Source organism: Francisella halioticida (assembly GCF_002211785.1).
Taxonomy (GTDB): Bacteria; Pseudomonadota; Gammaproteobacteria; order Francisellales; family Francisellaceae; genus Francisella; species Francisella halioticida.
Genome location: NZ_CP022132.1, coordinates 1,183,622 through 1,201,750, shown reverse-complemented (window position 1 = coordinate 1,201,750; position 18,129 = coordinate 1,183,622). Strand labels below are relative to the sequence as shown.

Sequence of the window (18,129 nt, the reverse complement as noted above, 5' to 3'; positions counted from 1 at the left end):
TAAGGTAACATATGTTTCTATAAAGCGGGAATAGCTCAGTGGTAGAGCACAACCTTGCCAAGGTTGGGGTCGCGAGTTCGAACCTCGTTTCCCGCTCCATAAATTTGTGCATGTATGGCTGAGTAGCAAAATGGTTATGCAGAGGCCTGCAAAGCCTTGGACGCCGGTTCGATTCCGGCCTCAGCCTCCATACTGCCCGGGTGGTGAAATTGGTAGACACAAGGGACTTAAAATCCCTCGGAGCTTAACCTCCGTGCCGGTTCGAGTCCGGCCCCGGGCACCATATTGTTGTTTCAACTAATATCATCAAGTATCATAATAATATAAATGCTTTGAGATATATTTACTGTCTCATCGTGTATCTAATTGTATTGTCCAATCTCTAGCTTTGTGGTACCTTGAGATTTTTTGTTTATCATTATGGGTATTCTAACTAAACAATTCATAGAAAGATCAAAAGATATAAAAGAATTAAAAAAAGCCAAAGTCTATAGAGAAGATGGTGAAAGATTATATCTATTATCTAGGCCTAAGGGTAATTATAGCTGGTACTTATAGATTCTCATTTAATGGATCTAAAGATAAGATTACCCTTGGTCAATACAAAGACATCAATAGCAGAGGTAGAGATAAAGTATCTGAATACAATAAACTTCTAGCAAATTGTAAGAATTCAAAAATAGAGAAAAAAAAATAGAAGCTACAAGATGGTAACTTATTCAGTAATGTTACAGAAAGGTATTTAGATGTTAAAAGGCCATGAGGTGCAGACCCTTGAAATCAGAGGATACTTATAAGCAAAGACTATTTGATAAATATCTACTAAAGCTTAAATATCATAAAATAGATGAAATAGAGACATGGAAAATAGTTAGTATCTTTGATAAAGAGACCGTAAAAATATTCAAAAGAAAATCAAAACACTATTATCAGGTATCTTTTCTTTAGCTGTGGGTAAGAAGTTATACGAAATATAATATTGTTAGAGATATAGCTACAAACAAGGTTAATACTTAAGGGTTTTAATTTATAGAATAGGTGATCAATCTAATTTAAATGATATAGATTAACTATCAAGGTCGAATATTAACTAGAATAGCTTTACAACTAATAGTATTAGTTGGTTTTAGACCTAGCAATATAAGTGGCTTAGATGGTTATGAGTAAATAAAAATTATCATTTTATAGATAGAAGTTAAGTGCTAGTGATCTAAAAATTTTAGGAAATACTCTTTATAAGATCTCTATAATGCGAGAGATAATTTTTAAAGGCCTTGGTAACCATAACTTAATCTTATAGTATTTATAAAAACCATATATTTGACTTTAGTTAAGTCAAATATCATAATAGGAATATAAAATTTAAATTATATAAAAGATTATCAAAATGAAAAAAGTAATATTAACAACAGTAGTAGCTTTAAGCTTTGTTTCAACAGGTTTTAGCTATGGTGCTTTTGGTCAAGCTTCTAGTAATTCTTTTCCATCTCCAGTTTTGGAGTTAGCAGCTTAATTATAAAACATCAAAATAGAGGGACTTTTTGTTACATTGGTAACTTGAATAGTACCTTTTCAGTATTGTAAAAAATGAAACCTTTATATATCAATATTTTGGGGTATATTGTTCGAGATTGGACCTGACTTTTGGAAGGTGATAATCTATATATTTTCATATGCTGTTATTAATAGCCATTACCAAACTCTTATTATATCCACATAAAAGGGTTAGTTTCATAGAATAAATTGAAGATTTCGAATAGGATAATGACACTTCCAACAGATACCATATATGTGTGAGATAAATATACTTTAAGATTTGTTTTTGTACTAAGTAGTATCGGGGTATAAATAAATATTATGACAGTAAATATTGATGCATATTGTAGTACAACAATAAACTCCAAGGGATATAATATAGTAAATATTAGTGGTGGGATAAAGCATATTAGCGCTAAAGTTAAATTGCTTAGGTGCTTACCATATTTATTAAATAGATCACGAATGTAATGTGCTATAGATATGCTAACACCTATAAAGGATGTTATTATTGCAGTATGAATGAATAATTTTAATACTACTTCTAGTATATTTGACCCTGATATTGCTTTAATTTCTCCTATTAAACCATTTGGTGTATAGTTATTTGATAAAAAGAGACTATGAAAGCTATATATATTATATTGAGGAACTAACCCTAAAGATGCAAAAATAAATATTATATAAATAACTAAAATAGTTATGCTGCTAATTAATATATCTTTTTTTATACGTTTAACGTCTCCTTTTTGATATTCATAAATAAAAGGAATTATGCTATGAAAGACGAATGCAGGCAAAATAGTTGGGAAAGCATATATAATTGCAGATGCCCCAGAGGGCACATCACTTAAATAATTAATATTTATGTAAAATAACATAGTTATTATTGCTATTATAAAAAATATAAATTTAAAAATAACAAAAATTCTGTTTGTATAATCACTAATTTTATAACTAAATATTAATGCTCCAAATATCAGTACAAAAACAATTGAAAACATTCCTATTTGAGATTTATTTAAATGATTTATACCATCTATATTACACAAAATCGAAGAACCCTGAGAAATATAGCTTGATAACATAGAATATGTGAAAAGTAAGTAAATAATAGTAAAAAATATCAAACATATCTTTGGTGTTTTTGAATACATTATTGACGTGAAATTAGCACCTAATGGATATTCTGCACAAGTATTTAAAAGTTTTATTGCCGCAATATACATTATACTCCATGATATAATTAAAAGTATGATTGCAGTAGAAAAGCCACATGCAGCTACAATTAATGGCAATGACAACATTCCTGTACCAGTAGTTGTACCAATTATAAGAAAAATTGAACCAATGACCTAGTGTTCATATTAAAGATCATTGTGAAAATTAAACTTGAATTTAAAATATCATAGCTTATTTTAATGATAAATTACAGTTATATGAATTTTATGTAAAAAGTATTAGATTAAAATATATTAAAACTTGCATATAAGATAATATTATGAATATTTTAAAAGCTATATATTTTCTTCTAAAGGAGTTTTAAATCATAATAGGAGTATAAAACCTAGGATTAAATAAAAAGTTGATTAAAATGAAAAAATAGTGCCAATAAGCTTACAGCTAGTTATGGTTATGGGTTTGCTAATGAAGTGTCTAGCGATTTTTTTTCTTTTCCGGTAATGGAATTAGCATAGTTATTAAAAATGTTAAGATAATAGTCTTTCTTAAATTAATATTTTAAATCGTTGTTTTGAATAAATAATAAACTCTTTGAAAATATAAAAATTTTGATGCAGAATAAAGTTGTTAAGCTATAGATGCTAATCTGATGATATTAAAATATATATAATATAATTTTTTATCTAATATAAGGTAGGGAACTATGATTAAAGAATTGATGTGTTGTATATTTGTTTTTCTTATACTAGTTAGCTATGGTATATCTAGCCAAGATACGATTAAAACGTCCGTAAATAATATAAATTCTTCTAAAAATTCAAAACTTAACGATAGTAATATCCTAAGCAACATTATTGTTACACCAGTTAAAGATATTGGTATTGGAGCAGCGTCTTTAGTTATGGCTCCGATAGGTCTATTTGTTGGTTTATTTAAGGGGGCTATAATGTCTCAGCAGATTCTTTATAATGGTGAACATCATTCCGGAGATAGTGAGATAGTTAATATTGTTGTAGCCCCTATTGCAGCAGCTGGTTTTGCTCTAGGTGGAGCAATTTATATGGTATTTAAGCTTCCTCAAGAAACGGCAAAGTCATTGAGTAATAAAGAAGATCAGTAGCTAATATTTTCAATTTATTATAGCTTTCCAACTTATTACTTGTTTTAGGCTATCAATGATAGTATTTTAATTGTTATGACTATAAAAAATCATAAATAAATGAAGTTGTTTAAATATATTTTTTTGTTATCAATTATGGTAATGTTACCTTTATTTAGTTTTGCAAATAGCAGCCTTTGTAATGTTTATATAAGGATTAAACCTAGTGTTTATAATGATGTTGATAGAGTAGTATTTGACATGGTTAATATTAAAAAAGATCAAGAGTACAAAAATATTGCTTTTGCAGGGCAATCTAGAGTTAGCGTAGGTGAAGTTGCATGTAATGATCATTACAATATTAATGCGACTGCTTTACCTAGCCCTAGGCATGAAGTATCAAAAAAATATCAAAAACTAGAATATGTAGGTAATCCAATAAACTTAAATCATGATGTGGATATTTCATATCCATCTAGCTTTACTTCTTTAAAATAAATTTCTAAAAGATAAAATAATTGTTACTTAGTTTTTATGATCTTGATCACTCGGTATACTTGTCTGATATTTAAAAGATAATTAATATTTGCAAAATATATTGCAGAAAAGCATTATATACATAGGTATATATTTATTTAAATAAACTAAAAGGATTTTTATGCAGATAAGTGAACGTAGAAAATGGTATATTGGTTTAGGTATTTTCGTAATAATAGTTTTATTATCACTTTCTTTATTCCATGCTTCGATATGGTTTAGTATTGGCTTTGTTGTAATTTTAGTAGTAATAGCTATATATGATATTTCTCAAAAAAGTCATTCGATTTTAAGAAATTTTCCAATACTTGGCCACATTCGTTATGTTCTAGAGTTTTTACGTCCTGAAATTCAGCAATATTTTATTGCTGACAATGAAAGTGAGAAACCTTTTAATAGAGAACAACGATCTACTATTTATCGTCGTGCGAAAGGAGTTAATGATACTGGAGCTTTTGGTACAGAAAAAGATATTTATAAAATAGGATATGAGTGGGTTACACATTCATTAGTACCAAAACATATAGGTGAAGTTGAAGCTCGAGTTAAATTTGGTGGTTCTGATTGCAAGCAGCCGTATATGGCATCACATTTAAATATTTCTTCGATGAGTTTTGGAGCATTATCAGGTAATGCTATTATAGCTTTAAACAAAGGGGCAAAATTAGGTGGTTTTTGTCATAGTACTGGTGAAGGCGGCTTGACAGATTATCATCAACAAGGTGGAGATCTTGTTTATCAAGTTGGTACTGGATATTTTAGTTGCCGTACTGAAGATGGTAAATTTTCACCAGAAAAATTTGCTGAGAGAGCTGGTTTAGAAAGTGTAAAAATGATAGAGATTAAGTTATCTCAAGGAGCAAAACCTTCGCATGGAGGTGTATTGCCGGCAGCTAAGCTTACTCCGGAGATTGCTGAAATTAGGGGTGTTCCTATGGGTGAAGACGTGTTATCTCCTCCTGCTCATAGTGCTTTTTCAACACCAAAAGAGTTCTGTTATTTTATTAAAGAACTTAGAGATTTATCAGGAGGTAAGCCTGTTGGATTTAAACTATGTATTGGTAGTCATATTGAGTTTATTGCTATATGTAAAGCTATGCTGGAGACTGGTATAAAAGCAGATTTTATAACAGTTGATGGTGCTGATGGTGGAACCGGGGCTGCACCAGTAGAGTTTGCTAATCATATTGGCATGCCTTTGGAAGATAGTGTGGTTTTTGTCCATAATACATTAGTTGGTTGTGGAATACGTAATGATATTCGTATAGTTGCTAGTAGTAAGGTTGCTTCTGGTTTTGATATGGTAAGGCTATTTGCGATGGGTGCAGATACTTGTAATTCTGCTCGGGCTATGATGCTGACTATAGGCTGTATTCAATCTCGCCAATGTAACAATAATACTTGTCCTGTTGGTGTAGCTACTCAAAATCCTCGTTTGGCAAAAGCTTTGGTTGTAGATGAGAAAAAACATCGTGTTTATAGTTTCCATAAAGCAACAATTAAATCATGTATAGAAATTATTGGCGCTATGGGCTTAACTTCGGCTAGGGATGTTGGACCTGAAAATTTGAAAAAACGCATATCTGTAAATGAAGTTAAATCATATATTGATTTATATGACTTTATTCCAGAGAATTGTTTAGTTGAAGGAGATATTCCAAAAAGTTTTAAAAGGTCTTGGGAGAAGTCTTCAGCTGATAGCTTTTGATTTATATTCTATATTAATTATTTTGCTGCATAATATACTGTTTGTTAATTCTTGATCGTTATATACTTCGTTCTAACTTTGTTAACTAATTTCGAGTTTCTATATTATGAAAAAATTTTTATTAACTATTCTTGTATTATTTCCAAGTTTTATATTTGCTACTACTAAACTTAATAGTTTTAAAAATATTGAAGAATCATTAGATCAAGGAAAAAAAATTACTGTTGCAATTAATTTTGGGAAGTGTTCTCCAAAGATAAATATGAAGGCTTCTTTTTTTCCTAATACAATAATATATAAGCCAGCTAAAAATATTAGTTTCTCAGATTTACACCTTACAGTAAATAATCCGGGTCACGCAGGTAAACCTATTTATGAAAGTGTCTCATATAAACTTGATGCTAAAGGAAATCTAATGATTAATACAAAAACTCTTGATGCTAATAGTTTTGCTACAATTGGTAAAAGTTTTAATATTAATTGTCAGTTGAATAAAGGTGTTAAGTTTTATAAGCAATAGAGAATATCCTGTGAAAAGTTTTTAGTAACTAGAGTTATACAAGCGAGATTTATTTGCTAAAATCGTAACTAGTAAAATTCAAGTAGTTCTGCATATGGCTCTTTATACCTATCCATCAAATAAGTTAGAGTATTTGGTTAGAGTTTTATCTAAGCTTTTATACCTTGAAGAAAAAGATTTATTTATCCCAACACAATTTATAGTTGGTAGCCGAGGTATGCAACATTGGCTAAGCATGCAATTAGCTGAAACACGAAATATTGCGATGAACCTGAAATATGACATGATAAATGGTTATATTTTAGATATTTGCTATGAACTAACTAATAAACATCAATATAAAAAAGCTTATACAAAAGATATCCTTTCTTGGAGAGTTTTTAAATGTTTAGATAGTATAAAGAATGACAAGCTTAAAGAGTACTATAAGGATAGTAATCTAAAAAAATATCAATTATCAGTCAAAATAGCAGAAATTTTTTCGAAATATTTAACTTATCGTACTGATTGGCTAGAGGCTTGGGAACAGAATGAATTTATAAACTCTACTAAAGCAGAAACTGATGAGCTCTGGCAAATGCAATTATGGCAACAGTTAGTTGCTGAAGTTCCTGAAACCCCATATAAAATACAAGCACAAGCACAAGCATTAGCTTTATTAAGTAAAGAAAGTTTAAAAAATATAAATGTTCCTAATAGCATCTATATTTTTGGGATAAATAGTATTTCAAAGAAAAATCTTAATTTCATATTTGCATTAGCTAAGCATGTGGATGTGAATATTTTATATATTAATCCATGTAGTGAATATTGGTATGATTTAAAGAAAGATAAAGTTTCTGCTTGGTTAGATAATGATGATTATGAGATACAGCCACTTTTGGCAAACTTAGGACAGCAAGGAAAAGAGTTTTTTAATAAGTTATTAGATAATGAAGAAAAGAATGAACTAGAAGTATTTGAAAAGTTCGATAATAATCATTTAAATTTTGCAAAACTTGAAGCTAATAATCAAAGCCAATTGGTAAGTTTGCAACGAAATTTACTTGAACTTAATTGTCAAAATTATGCGCAACAAAAAGATACATCAATAAGTATTAATTCTTGTCATAGTCCGCTTAGAGAAGTACAAGTTTTACATGATAAGCTTTTGGATATGATAAAGGATAATCCAGATATTAAGTCTCGTGATATCTTGGTGATGTGTCCAAATATTGAAGATTATTCACCATATATTGATAGTGTATTTTCTAGGTATGCTGAGGATAAAAAACTACCTTGCTCAATAGCAGATAGAACACTACTTGATTCAGAAGCTTTAGCTGCCAGTTTTATAGAGCTTTTACAGTTGCCAGAAAGTGATTTTGAAGTTAATAAAATATTAGATTATCTGTCTGTACCAGCGATCCAACATAAATTTAAAATCTCAAATGAGCAGTTAGAGACTATTCGCTATTGGTTAAAAGAGGCATGTATTCATCATAGTAATAATAATAATGAGACATTTTCATGGGGTTGGGGATTAAAAAGGTTAATGCTTGGATTTAGTTATAGTGATGATATATATATTGTTAATGATAGCTTAATGACAGTGCCTATTATTGAAGGTAGTAAAATAGCTGATTTAGGAGGCTTATATGAGCTACTAGAGCTTTTAGCAGAGTATTCCCAAGAGCTTCTTGAATCGAGAAGTTTGAGCGATTGGCATAACTATCTTTTAGATATGTTTGATAATATTTTTGATATTACACAGCAAGAGCAATATATCGCTAAGAAAATAAAAGATATCATAGCAGGAACTATCGAGATTGCTAAAGAAATATCAGATGACATATTCATTGATTTATATACGATAAGGTATTGTTTAATTTCACAGCTATCTGAACCTATTATTAATAACCATTTCTTAAATGGTAAAGTTACTTTTTGCTCCATGACGCCAATGCGAAGTATACCTTTTAAGGTTGTAGCTATGCTTGGATTAAATAATGGTAAATTTCCACGTCAAGAGTTAGCAGTTAGCTTTGATTTAATGGCAAGACTAGGTAGAAGAGCATATGATAGGATTAAACGAGATGATGATAGATACTTATTTTTAGAAGCAATCTTATCGGCACGAGATTATTTATATTTTAGTTATGTTGGTAGAAGTGTTAAAACTAATGTTGAGCAACAGCCTAGCTTAGTTCTTAAAGAGCTTATTAGTTATTTACAAAAAAATTATGCTTGGCAAGATGATGATATAAAAGAATATCCATTACATGCTTTTAGTCCTAAATGCTATTCAGATAAGTATAGAAGTTACGATGGTGCTTGGCTAAGCTTATTACAAGCAGAGCCTAAATCTTTTTATTGTATTGATGATAAACTACCCCGTCAGTCTGCTACTGCCACCCCTTCGTACCAAAGGGGAATAGATAATGAATATAGTAGTGAGATCCTGAACTACACTTCGACTCCGCTCAGTGACCTAGTTCAGGATGACAGTTGTAGTCAGCTACCACAAAATTTAACTATATCTAAATTGACTAAGATTTTTGAGAACCCCTTAAAAGCTTATGCAAACTATGGGTTAGAACTGTATTTAGAAGATAGCTTTGAAGAATTAGAAGATAGCGAACCTTTTGGTATGAATGGTCTTGAGAAGCATAGCTTAAAACAAAAATTATTTAATGTTTTGAAAGATAATAAAGATAAAAATTTAATAGTCAAAATGGTAAAATTAAGCGGTAAATTTCCAGAGTCTGTGCTTACTGATGGTGAGATTGACTCAGAAGTTGATAATATTAAGAGTTTACTAGGTGAAATAAGTCTAGAAGATTACCAACAACAAAATTTTTATCAAAATATTGCTGGGTATGAGTTAGAAACAAGTTGTTATATTAATAATAATCAAATTTTATTAACAACAACATCAAGTTTAAATATAACAAAAAAACTTGAGCTATATTTGACGGCTTTGTTGGTTGCATACTATGAACAAAAAGATATATCTGCTATTTATTATGGATTAAAAAAAAGTGATGTAGAAGAGTTTAGATTTGAAAATATTGAATATATATTTGCTAAGCAAATACTCGAGAGCTATATAAAACAAACGAAACAAATAGTATCTAAACCTAAGTTAGCTCATTTAATGTTAGCTAAAGCAATTTATGATCCTAAGAACTATAATGATAAAAAGAAACAAGATGCTTGGCAAAGCGTGATGGAGTCTTCAAAATATAGTTTTGATGCTTTAGAAGATGATAAGTATTTTAAACTTTTCTATACTGAGCTTCCAAGAATAGGTGATTTTGAAGGTGAGAGTATTTATAGAAATTTTTTTGAGGTTATGAATGAAAATTAAAGATAGATTTAGCAAAACACCACCATTATATAAGAACATTTATATAAGTTTTGAAATTGCTATAGCAGCATGTATATGTTTTTTATTTGGCTTTTATGTATCTGGTCTGTTACATAGTGGTCAGTCAATTATAGGTGGTTTTTGGTGTTTGATTACTGTCTCTACAATATTACAATTAAGCGTAGAAGACTCATATTCAGCAGCCTTTCAAATATTGATTGGATCAGTGATAGGGGGAGTTACAGCTTTTATTTTTACATGTATGTTGGGATATTATTATTATGTTATGATTCTGGCTGTGGCTATTAGTGTTTTTATTACCGCAAGCATTGGTCTTGAAAATGCTGTTAAAATGAGTAGCGCTAATGCTGGTGTGATTGTTGCTTTGGGCTTATATCAGCCTAGTTATTCACCTTTTTTAAATACTGGTTTACGCCTAATAGAGACCTTCAGTGGTACTACGATTGCTTTATTTTTTATATTCATTAGTATAATATTTAAAATAAGATCAAGTTAAGAGGTTAAGAATAAATATCTTTTGTTAGATTGATAAAACCAATTTATAAAGTCAATGTTAGCTAAGGTTTTAATCATTGGAAGGTATTTGCATCAATAGAATTGCTAGAGATAATTTGTATAAATATATATTTTTATATAATAATATTATGTGAACGTGAATAATTTTAATATAAATAATTGAGAGATTTATGCATCTAAATAAATATGAAAAATCTGGGGTATTTTGGGTGCCTACAACATATTTTATGGAAGGTTTTTCATACATTCTTATATTCGTAGTATCAAGTATTATGCTTAAGAATCTAGGTATAAATAATGCTCAAATAACATCGTATACAAGTTTATTTTTATTACCATCATTGATTATGCCTTTTTTAGCTGTTTTTTTAGATATATATAAATCTAATCGATGGTGGATATATATGACGGAGTTATTATTAGCTTTATTGATTTTACTAATAATCTTAGCACTTAGCAGCTCATATTTTTTCTCTATAATAATAGTATTATTTTTTCTGCTTTCTATTAATAGTAATACTCATGACATGTCAGCTGATGGTAATTATGTTTCGAATCTTCCTACAGAGAGGCAATCTTTCTTCTTAGGATTTTAGTCTGTTTTTGTTGTATTGGGTAAGTTTTTTTCACAAGGATTTTTAGTTATTTTGTCAGGTATAGTTTTTAGCTATACGCATAATTATTTTATAGCATGGCAAATATCATTAGTTGTCGCGGCTATAGCTGCATTGTGTTTTGCGATATATCATTTTTTTGTCCTACCTGAGAGACCTAATAGTTATAAAAGGCAAAGTGCTGATTCCTTGAATCCAAAAGAAGTAGTAGTTAAACGGATATATCAAATCTATAGATCGTTCTTTCAGATTGAGGGAATATGGATAGGTTTAATATTTATTGTATTATATAAGCTTGGAGAGTTATTAGTTTCAGCAATATTTCCACTTTTTCTTATAGATACTCATTCTCATGGTGGTATGTCTCTAAGTAATGCCTCGGTTGGGTTTGCATATGGTACTGTTGTAGTGCCATTTACTATTATTGCAGGTTTATTAGGAGGCTATCTTATATATAAAAAGGGATTGAAGTTTTGGCTGGTGCCGATGGTATTGATTATGAATATTCCTCATGGCTTATTTATAATACTTGCACACGATCCAAACTTAAGTTATAGCACTGTATTAATATTTATTATAATTGAAAAGTTCTGTTTTACGTTTGCTGTATGTGCATACGTTATTTTTATGATGTATCTAATAAGAAATAGTCTTTATAAAACATCTCATTTCGCATTTTTTATGGGATTTGTGACTTTAGTACAGATTCCAATACGTGCGGTTAGTGGCTATATTCAAGAGATAGTTGGTTATGAATGGACATTTATTTTTATTCTTCTGATAATTGTACCATTGTTAATTTGCGTAAGGTTTATAAAAATAGATTCTAACTATGGAAATAAAGATGCTTAGGTTATAATTATCCTAGTTAATTTCTATAATCTCATAGGATTTGAGACTAAAATCAATAAGTATGAAAAACCTAGATGCAAAAACAATAGTCTTACAAGATCGCCATATTATTGAGGCAAGTGCTGGTACTGGTAAGACTTATAATATAACCGAGCTGTATATTAGGCTATTACTAGAAAAAAAATTATTACCTAGTCAAATACTTATAATGACATTTACCAAAGATGCGACACAAGAAATTGTTGGTAGAGTTGAAGCTAAGATTAGAGATATATTAGCTGGTTATACGGATCAGAAAAAGGAATCTGATAGGGAGAACTATAAACATCTAAAAAGAGCCTTACTTGAAATAGATGAAGCAGCTATTTTTACTATTCATGGTTTTTGTAAAAAAGTTTTAAGTGAGCAGGCATTTGCAAGTGGCATGGAGATGGATGTCTCTATGGAAGTTGATACTTCGGATATTTTGCAAAAAGTTGTTGAGGATTTTTTTAGAAAATATATCAATAAAAATCAAGTTAATTTTGATTATCTAAAAGCATATAAACTACACATTCCAGAGAAGTTTTTAACTGAACTAAAGAATGTTATTAGGTTTAATTATGAGATTTTTAGTGTAAGTGAGAATGATTTTTTTCAGCATAAAAAAATAATACTTCAAAAACTAGATAAACACTCATTAGAAATAGAGCAAGGAATAATATTTAATACAAATAAAAAAAATAAAGCTCATGATACTGAGGTTACTAAAAGAAAAGCTGAGTTCGATTGCTTAAAATCTTGGTTATCACAAAGAGAAATTACCATAATGCCCAAAGAAGTAAAAGATTTTGCAAAATTAGCTAGGGTTAAAAATGATGATACTTTAAAAGAGATATTAGCAGAATGGTATGATTTATTTATAGGTAGAAATAAGACTAACTTCTCAAGTGGTAAAGATGCTTTTTATAAAGATTCAATTGACAAAGATGGGCAGGTTGAATTATTTATAAATAAATTCAAATCTAATGAGTTTATTAAACAAGCATGCCTTCAAATACGCCAAGATTTTGCAAAGGCCAAAGAGCAAAAAGGGGTTATAGATTTTGATGATCTGATTACAAAACTTTATCAAAGTGTCAAAAAATCTTCAGATTTAGTCAAATCTTTACAAACGCAATATCCAGTTGCTCTTATAGATGAATTTCAAGATACAGATGTTCAGCAATATGAAATATTGGATACTGTTTATCCTAAAGATAGAAGTGATCTATTATTGCTAATGATTGGAGACCCAAAACAGGCAATTTATGGTTTTAGAGGTGGTGATGTTTTTACATATCTAAAAGCTAAAGATAGTTGTCCAAAAGAAAATCAATGGAGCATGGATACTAATTGGCGTTCAACTGGAGATATGATAAAAGCGTATAATCGCCTTTTTTATAAAGAAGATTATCAAGAAGTTGGAGTTGTTGGCAAAAATATCTTTAGTAAAGGCATTGATTATCAAATAGTTAAAGGATCCCCAAAAGCTAGTGGGAAAGTTAGAGAGTTTGGTGATGATTTAAAGCCGATAAATTATTTTTATTATCAAGTATCTGAAAATGATAAAAAAAATGATATTGATACTAGGTTATCAGTATGGACAGCAAATGAGATTGTTAGATTATTAAACTCTAAGAAAGTAGTAGAAAATGATATTGCTATACTTGTTGAAAATGGTACTCAAGCAAAAGCAATTCAACAGGCTTTGAGTAATAAAAAATTAAGTTCAGTCTATCTAAGTCAAAGGGATAATGTTTATTATAGTCAAGAAGCTAGTGAAATATTAGCAGTGATGGAAGGTATTAATGAGCTTGAAAATAAATCTTTACTTAAAAAAGCATTATCAACGAGTCTTTTAGGCGGTATAGTTGAGAAATTTATTAAATATACATATCAAGATGATATTTCAACATGGGATGAGGAAATAGAGAAAGCTAAAAGTCTGCGTGTTAAATGGCATAAATATGGTTTTATGACATTTATTATGCAGATAATACATGATAGTTTCATTCAAAGAGGAAGCTCTAAAGAGCGGACAATTACAAATGTTTTGCATTTAGCAGAGCTTATAAAGGTAGCTGAAAATAAATATAAACATCCCAACCAACTTATTAAATGGTATCGTCAGCAAATCAAAAATTCATCAACAGCAGAGGGTGAGCTTAGACTAGAGAGTGATGATAATCTTATCAAAATAATTACAATTCATAGCTCAAAAGGCCTTGAATACTCAGTTGTTTTTGTCCCGTTTGCATGCTACGCAAGTAAAAATAAATTTGAGGCTAGTAATTTCACTAAATATTATGATAGTAACTTAAAACAAACTGTCTACAAAATTGGAAAAGATGAAAGTATAAAACAGCAGGTTGATGATGAGGTTATAGAAGAGTTAATGCGTTTATTCTATGTTGCAGTTACTCGCGCTGAACATAGGTGCTATATTGGTGTTGTTAAATACCCAAATGGTGAAAATTCATCACTAGCACAATTTTTAGATTATAAAAAAAATGATGATTGGTTAGATAAAATACGAAGAATTGTAGATAATTCAGATAACCAAAGTTTGGTTATAGAAATAAATGCTTATGGAAATTTAGAGATAATTAATACTAATAAAACTAAGATTAATCAGCAGCTTAAAGCTAATGAGATAAGTAAATTAAAAGATGATAATTGGGAGATGTTATCTTTCTCAAAGATATCTAAGTCAAAAGCTCAAAATACAGCTTTAGAAAAAGAAAGTGATGAATCAGAAGATAATGAGATTCAAGCTTTACAAGATGAATTAGAGTTTAGGTTTGTAGCTCCAAAAGGCGCTGATATAGGTAATCTATTACACAATGTCTTAGAGCATACAGATTTTAGTACAGGTTTTATTGATGATGCTCTTTTGCAGGAACACATGGATAGGTACAGAGTAGTTGCTGTAGAAAACTTTAATAATTTAAAAGTTTGGTTAGAAGAGTGTTTAATTGCTCCTATATATTCTATTGAAATAAAAGAAAAGAGCACAAGTATTAGTCATCCGAAGTTTCTGAACTTTAATGAAAGTGCTCAATTTAGTTTGTTTGATAACAATAGTGAAATATTGGAACAAGCTTATATTGAACATAACTCAAATGAGAAGATTTTCTCTTTAAAAGATATTTCAAATTCAAAAACTCTTAAAGAAGCAGAATTTTATTTTCCCATTGCTAATGAGAGACTTTATAAGAATAGCATCATTAAGGTTTTAGAAGAATATCGTAATAAATCAATAGTAGTTGATGAATTTAGTAATTATAAAATTTTTGGTATGTTACATGGCTTTATAGATTTGATATTTGAGTATAATGATAAATTTTATGTTGCTGATTATAAATCAAATTATCTTGGTGATAATTTAAAAGATTATAATCAACAAGCTATGCAAGATAAAAATCAAAGTAGTTTCTATGATCTTCAATACTTGATATATAGTGTTGCTTTGAATAAGTACCTTGAGCAAAATATTTCAGATTATAACTTTGAGAAACATTTTGGTGGGGTTTATTACTTTTATTTACGTGGAATGAAAAATGGTTATGGCGTTTATCAAACAAGACCATCTTTAGAGATTGTTAGTAAGTTAGCTAATCTATTAAATGGAGATAGTAATGTATAAGACTTTCCATAAAGCTAAAGAGAAACTAGCAAATATACAAGCGGTAGATTTTTTCTTTGCTAAAGAAGTATTAGATGTTATTAATCCACAGATTAAGTCATCAGATGGTAAAACTAAAGAGATCTTATTTTATTTATTTATCGAACTTATGTCAGCATATAGTTTTGGGCATAGTTGTATCAAAATAGAAGATTTAGCTAATAAGGTGCTATTTGCTTCTGAGAAGGGTGTTGAGGAGTTTAAAGAAGGTTATAAGCTGCCAAGTTATGTAGAACTTATAGGTATTTTAGATTCCATAAATTATTTAAAATTACCGATTTACTTCGCTAAAGAACTTGACTCTGTATATATTAAAAGATTATGGTGCCATGAGAAGGAAATAACTGATTTTATTAAACAAAAAATTAACAATGATATAGCTTGTCCCGATAACGTTAGGCTAAATGAGATAGTATCTAAGCTATTTGAAGAATCTAAAGAAGATATCGATTACCAAAAACAAGCAGTTCTAAATAGTTTTAACTATGGTTTTAGTATAATTTCTGGAGGTCCTGGTACAGGTAAAACAACTACTGTAACAAGGTTGCTACTAGCTACCCAAATGTTTAATGATAGACAACAGAAAATAGCGCTATTAGCACCGACAGGTAAAGCTGCTCAGAGGATGACGGAGTCTTTAAAAACATCTTTGGAGCAGCAAAATAGTAATTTTTTACAAACTAAAGATGAGTCTATAACATATCTAAAAAATTTAGAAGCTCAAACAATACATCGTTTTTTAGGATTACGACCAAATTCAAGATATATTAAATATAATCAAGAATCAAAGGCTCCTTATGATGTGATTATTGTAGATGAAGCATCGATGCTAGATATAAATATTTTTATCAAATTAATAAGAGCAGTTGGTGGAAATACTAAATTAATACTATTAGGTGATATCAATCAATTACCATCTGTTGAAGTAGGAAGCCTCTTGGCTAGTTTAACTATAGATTCAAATGGAAGTATACCAAAATATACAACTAAGCTTTTTAAAAACTATCGTTCACAGCACAATATAAGTAATCTTGCTAATGATGTACTAAAGGGCAAGATTATATTATCACAACATAAGAATGAAAATATTAGTTTTTATGATTTTAAAGATAAGAATAAACATCTTAAAAACTATGCTAATAAATATAAATTTTTAGAAAAATGTAGTAACTATAAAGAAGCATTAGAAGTGTTGAGTAGGTTTAGAATATTAGTGGCAAATAAAAATTTGGATATTGGTACAGATAAACTAAATCAAAAAATTGAGAAATTATTAGGTAAAACAGTAAGCTCTAACTATAAGGCTAGGCCTATTATGATAACGCAAAATAGCTATTCATTAGATTTGTTTAATGGCGATATCGGCATTATTTGGCCAGACTCTACAGGTAAACTTCGGGTATATTTTGATGGTAAAGATGATAGAGTATTTTCCTTAAATATGCTTCCTAATTATGAAACAGTATATGTTATGACTATTCATAAAACTCAAGGATCAGAATTTGATGAGGTAGCTATTATATTACCTGACAGTGATAATGAAGTTCTGACAAAACAGCTTATATATACAGCGATAACCAGAGCCAAAAACAAGCTAGATATAATTAGTCAATCTAATATATTAAATAAAGTTATAAAAAAATCAGTAGTTAGGCGGTCAAATATACAATACCTAATATAGTTAAGCATTTAAGCTTTATTAATCAATTTAGCTATTTAGATTGAATTATTTGAAATAATTAAGTAATAATAGAAGTACTTTGTTCAAATTATTTAATATATGGATGTCTAATATGAGCAATATATTCAATATTACTACAATGACAGAACAGGATATTGATATTGCTGTTGAATGGGCAAGACAAGAAGGTTGGAATCCTGGACTAGAAGTTGCAAAAACCTTTTATAAAAGTGATCCAGATGCTTTTTTTATTGGTAAGATCAATGGTAAGCCTGTTGCAGTTGCTTCAGCAACTATTTATGAAGATTCTTACTCATTTTTGGGTTTTTTAATAGTAAAAAAAGAATTTAGAGATCAAGGTTATGGTTTAGCAATTACACAGCACCGCTTAAACTATATAGGTAATCGTAATGCAGGATTAGATGGTGTAGTGCAAATGCAAAAAATATAATCGCAATGGTTTTAAACTTTTTCATCGTAATATTCTTATGAATTAGATAAATACCAAATAAAAGGTTACGACAGGAAAATTTTAGATATTCAGAATATTAGCTTTGAAAAACTCCTAATATTTGATAGTTTATATTTCCCTGCAAAACGTGAAAAGTTTTTATCTTCATGGATTAATTAGAAAAATTCTTTTACATTAGCTTACGTAGATGATAATGGTGAAATCAATGGTTATTCTGTTATGCGTAAGTGTTATAAAGGTTATAAAATTGGACCATTGTTTGCTAAGACCAAATATATTGCAGAATCATTATTTCAAGCTATGCATTACAAATGCAAATAGTGAAACTGTTTATTT

The 18,129-nt window shown here is 29.3% G+C and carries 16 protein-coding genes and 3 tRNA genes; 18 read left to right on the top strand and 1 reads right to left on the bottom strand.

What is annotated here, in order from left to right; all coding sequences use genetic code 11:
- Positions 1-24: 24 nt before the first annotated feature.
- From CDV26_RS06460 to CDV26_RS13580, 6 genes are all read left to right on the top strand, one after another.
- Positions 25-99, top strand: a tRNA-Gly gene (locus CDV26_RS06460).
- A 17-nt stretch (positions 100-116) separates the two neighbouring features.
- A tRNA-Cys gene (locus CDV26_RS06455) sits at positions 117-190 on the top strand.
- A 4-nt stretch (positions 191-194) separates the two neighbouring features.
- Positions 195-283: transfer RNA gene (locus CDV26_RS06450), tRNA-Leu, on the top strand.
- A gap of 137 nt (positions 284-420) precedes the next feature.
- Positions 421-558 carry a hypothetical protein gene (locus CDV26_RS12125; RefSeq protein WP_157671513.1) on the top strand — a complete coding sequence of 46 codons (138 nt, stop codon included), beginning with the start codon at positions 421-423 and terminating at the stop codon, positions 556-558.
- Between the two features lie 216 nt (positions 559-774).
- A complete protein-coding gene (locus CDV26_RS12120; RefSeq protein WP_157671512.1) occupies positions 775-948 on the top strand; it encodes a hypothetical protein in 174 nt (57 codons plus the stop codon).
- A 439-nt stretch (positions 949-1,387) separates the two neighbouring features.
- Positions 1,388-1,513, top strand: a complete 126-nt coding sequence (locus CDV26_RS13580; RefSeq protein ID WP_255321750.1) for a hypothetical protein — start codon at positions 1,388-1,390, stop codon at positions 1,511-1,513.
- Positions 1,514-1,706: 193 nt separating this feature from the next.
- On the opposite strand, the gene CDV26_RS06445 is transcribed toward CDV26_RS13580, so the two are convergent.
- A complete protein-coding gene (locus CDV26_RS06445) occupies positions 1,707-2,843 on the bottom strand; it encodes an aromatic amino acid transport family protein (protein ID WP_088772581.1) in 1,137 nt (378 codons plus the stop codon).
- Between the two features lie 578 nt (positions 2,844-3,421).
- On the opposite strand from CDV26_RS06445, the gene CDV26_RS06440 reads away from it, so the two are divergent.
- The 12 genes from CDV26_RS06440 (at position 3,422) to CDV26_RS14025 (ending at position 18,114) form a co-directional block, all read left to right on the top strand.
- On the top strand, positions 3,422-3,838 hold the full coding sequence (locus CDV26_RS06440) for a hypothetical protein (protein ID WP_088772580.1): 417 nt from the start codon (positions 3,422-3,424) through the stop codon (positions 3,836-3,838).
- Positions 3,839-3,973: 135 nt separating this feature from the next.
- The gene (locus CDV26_RS06435) at positions 3,974-4,315 is read left to right on the top strand and encodes a hypothetical protein (protein WP_169709724.1); all 342 of its coding nucleotides are present in this window, start codon (positions 3,974-3,976) and stop codon (positions 4,313-4,315) included.
- 160 nt (positions 4,316-4,475) lie between these two features.
- Entirely contained in the window at positions 4,476-6,062 is a 1,587-nt protein-coding gene (locus CDV26_RS06430; protein WP_088772578.1) for an FMN-binding glutamate synthase family protein, read from the top strand.
- A 106-nt stretch (positions 6,063-6,168) separates the two neighbouring features.
- The gene (locus CDV26_RS06425) at positions 6,169-6,582 is read left to right on the top strand and encodes a VirK family protein (protein ID WP_088772577.1); all 414 of its coding nucleotides are present in this window, start codon (positions 6,169-6,171) and stop codon (positions 6,580-6,582) included.
- Positions 6,583-6,676: 94 nt separating this feature from the next.
- Complete coding sequence (gene recC, locus CDV26_RS06420) at positions 6,677-9,931, top strand: exodeoxyribonuclease V subunit gamma (protein ID WP_088772576.1); 3,255 nt, start codon at positions 6,677-6,679, stop codon at positions 9,929-9,931.
- Positions 9,921-10,448 carry an FUSC family protein gene (locus CDV26_RS06415; protein ID WP_088772575.1) on the top strand — a complete coding sequence of 176 codons (528 nt, stop codon included), beginning with the start codon at positions 9,921-9,923 and terminating at the stop codon, positions 10,446-10,448. The genes recC and CDV26_RS06415 overlap by 11 nt, the downstream gene beginning before the upstream one ends.
- Before the next feature lie 190 nt (positions 10,449-10,638).
- Positions 10,639-11,064 carry an MFS transporter gene (locus CDV26_RS06410; RefSeq protein WP_088772574.1) on the top strand — a complete coding sequence of 142 codons (426 nt, stop codon included), beginning with the start codon at positions 10,639-10,641 and terminating at the stop codon, positions 11,062-11,064.
- A gap of 15 nt (positions 11,065-11,079) precedes the next feature.
- Entirely contained in the window at positions 11,080-11,934 is an 855-nt protein-coding gene (locus tag CDV26_RS06405) for an MFS transporter (protein WP_088772573.1), read from the top strand.
- Between the two features lie 61 nt (positions 11,935-11,995).
- Positions 11,996-15,601 carry a UvrD-helicase domain-containing protein gene (locus CDV26_RS06400; RefSeq protein ID WP_088772572.1) on the top strand — a complete coding sequence of 1,202 codons (3,606 nt, stop codon included), beginning with the start codon at positions 11,996-11,998 and terminating at the stop codon, positions 15,599-15,601.
- Positions 15,594-17,321: an exodeoxyribonuclease V subunit alpha gene (gene recD, locus CDV26_RS06395; RefSeq protein WP_088772571.1), complete on the top strand. Its 1,728-nt coding sequence runs from the start codon at positions 15,594-15,596 to the stop codon at positions 17,319-17,321. The genes CDV26_RS06400 and recD overlap by 8 nt, the downstream gene beginning before the upstream one ends.
- 112 nt (positions 17,322-17,433) lie before the next feature.
- On the top strand, positions 17,434-17,772 hold the full coding sequence (locus CDV26_RS06390) for a GNAT family N-acetyltransferase (RefSeq protein ID WP_157671510.1): 339 nt from the start codon (positions 17,434-17,436) through the stop codon (positions 17,770-17,772).
- Between the two features lie 240 nt (positions 17,773-18,012).
- Positions 18,013-18,114: a GNAT family N-acetyltransferase gene (locus CDV26_RS14025; RefSeq protein WP_420809881.1), complete on the top strand. Its 102-nt coding sequence runs from the start codon at positions 18,013-18,015 to the stop codon at positions 18,112-18,114.
- Positions 18,115-18,129 lie beyond the last annotated feature (15 nt).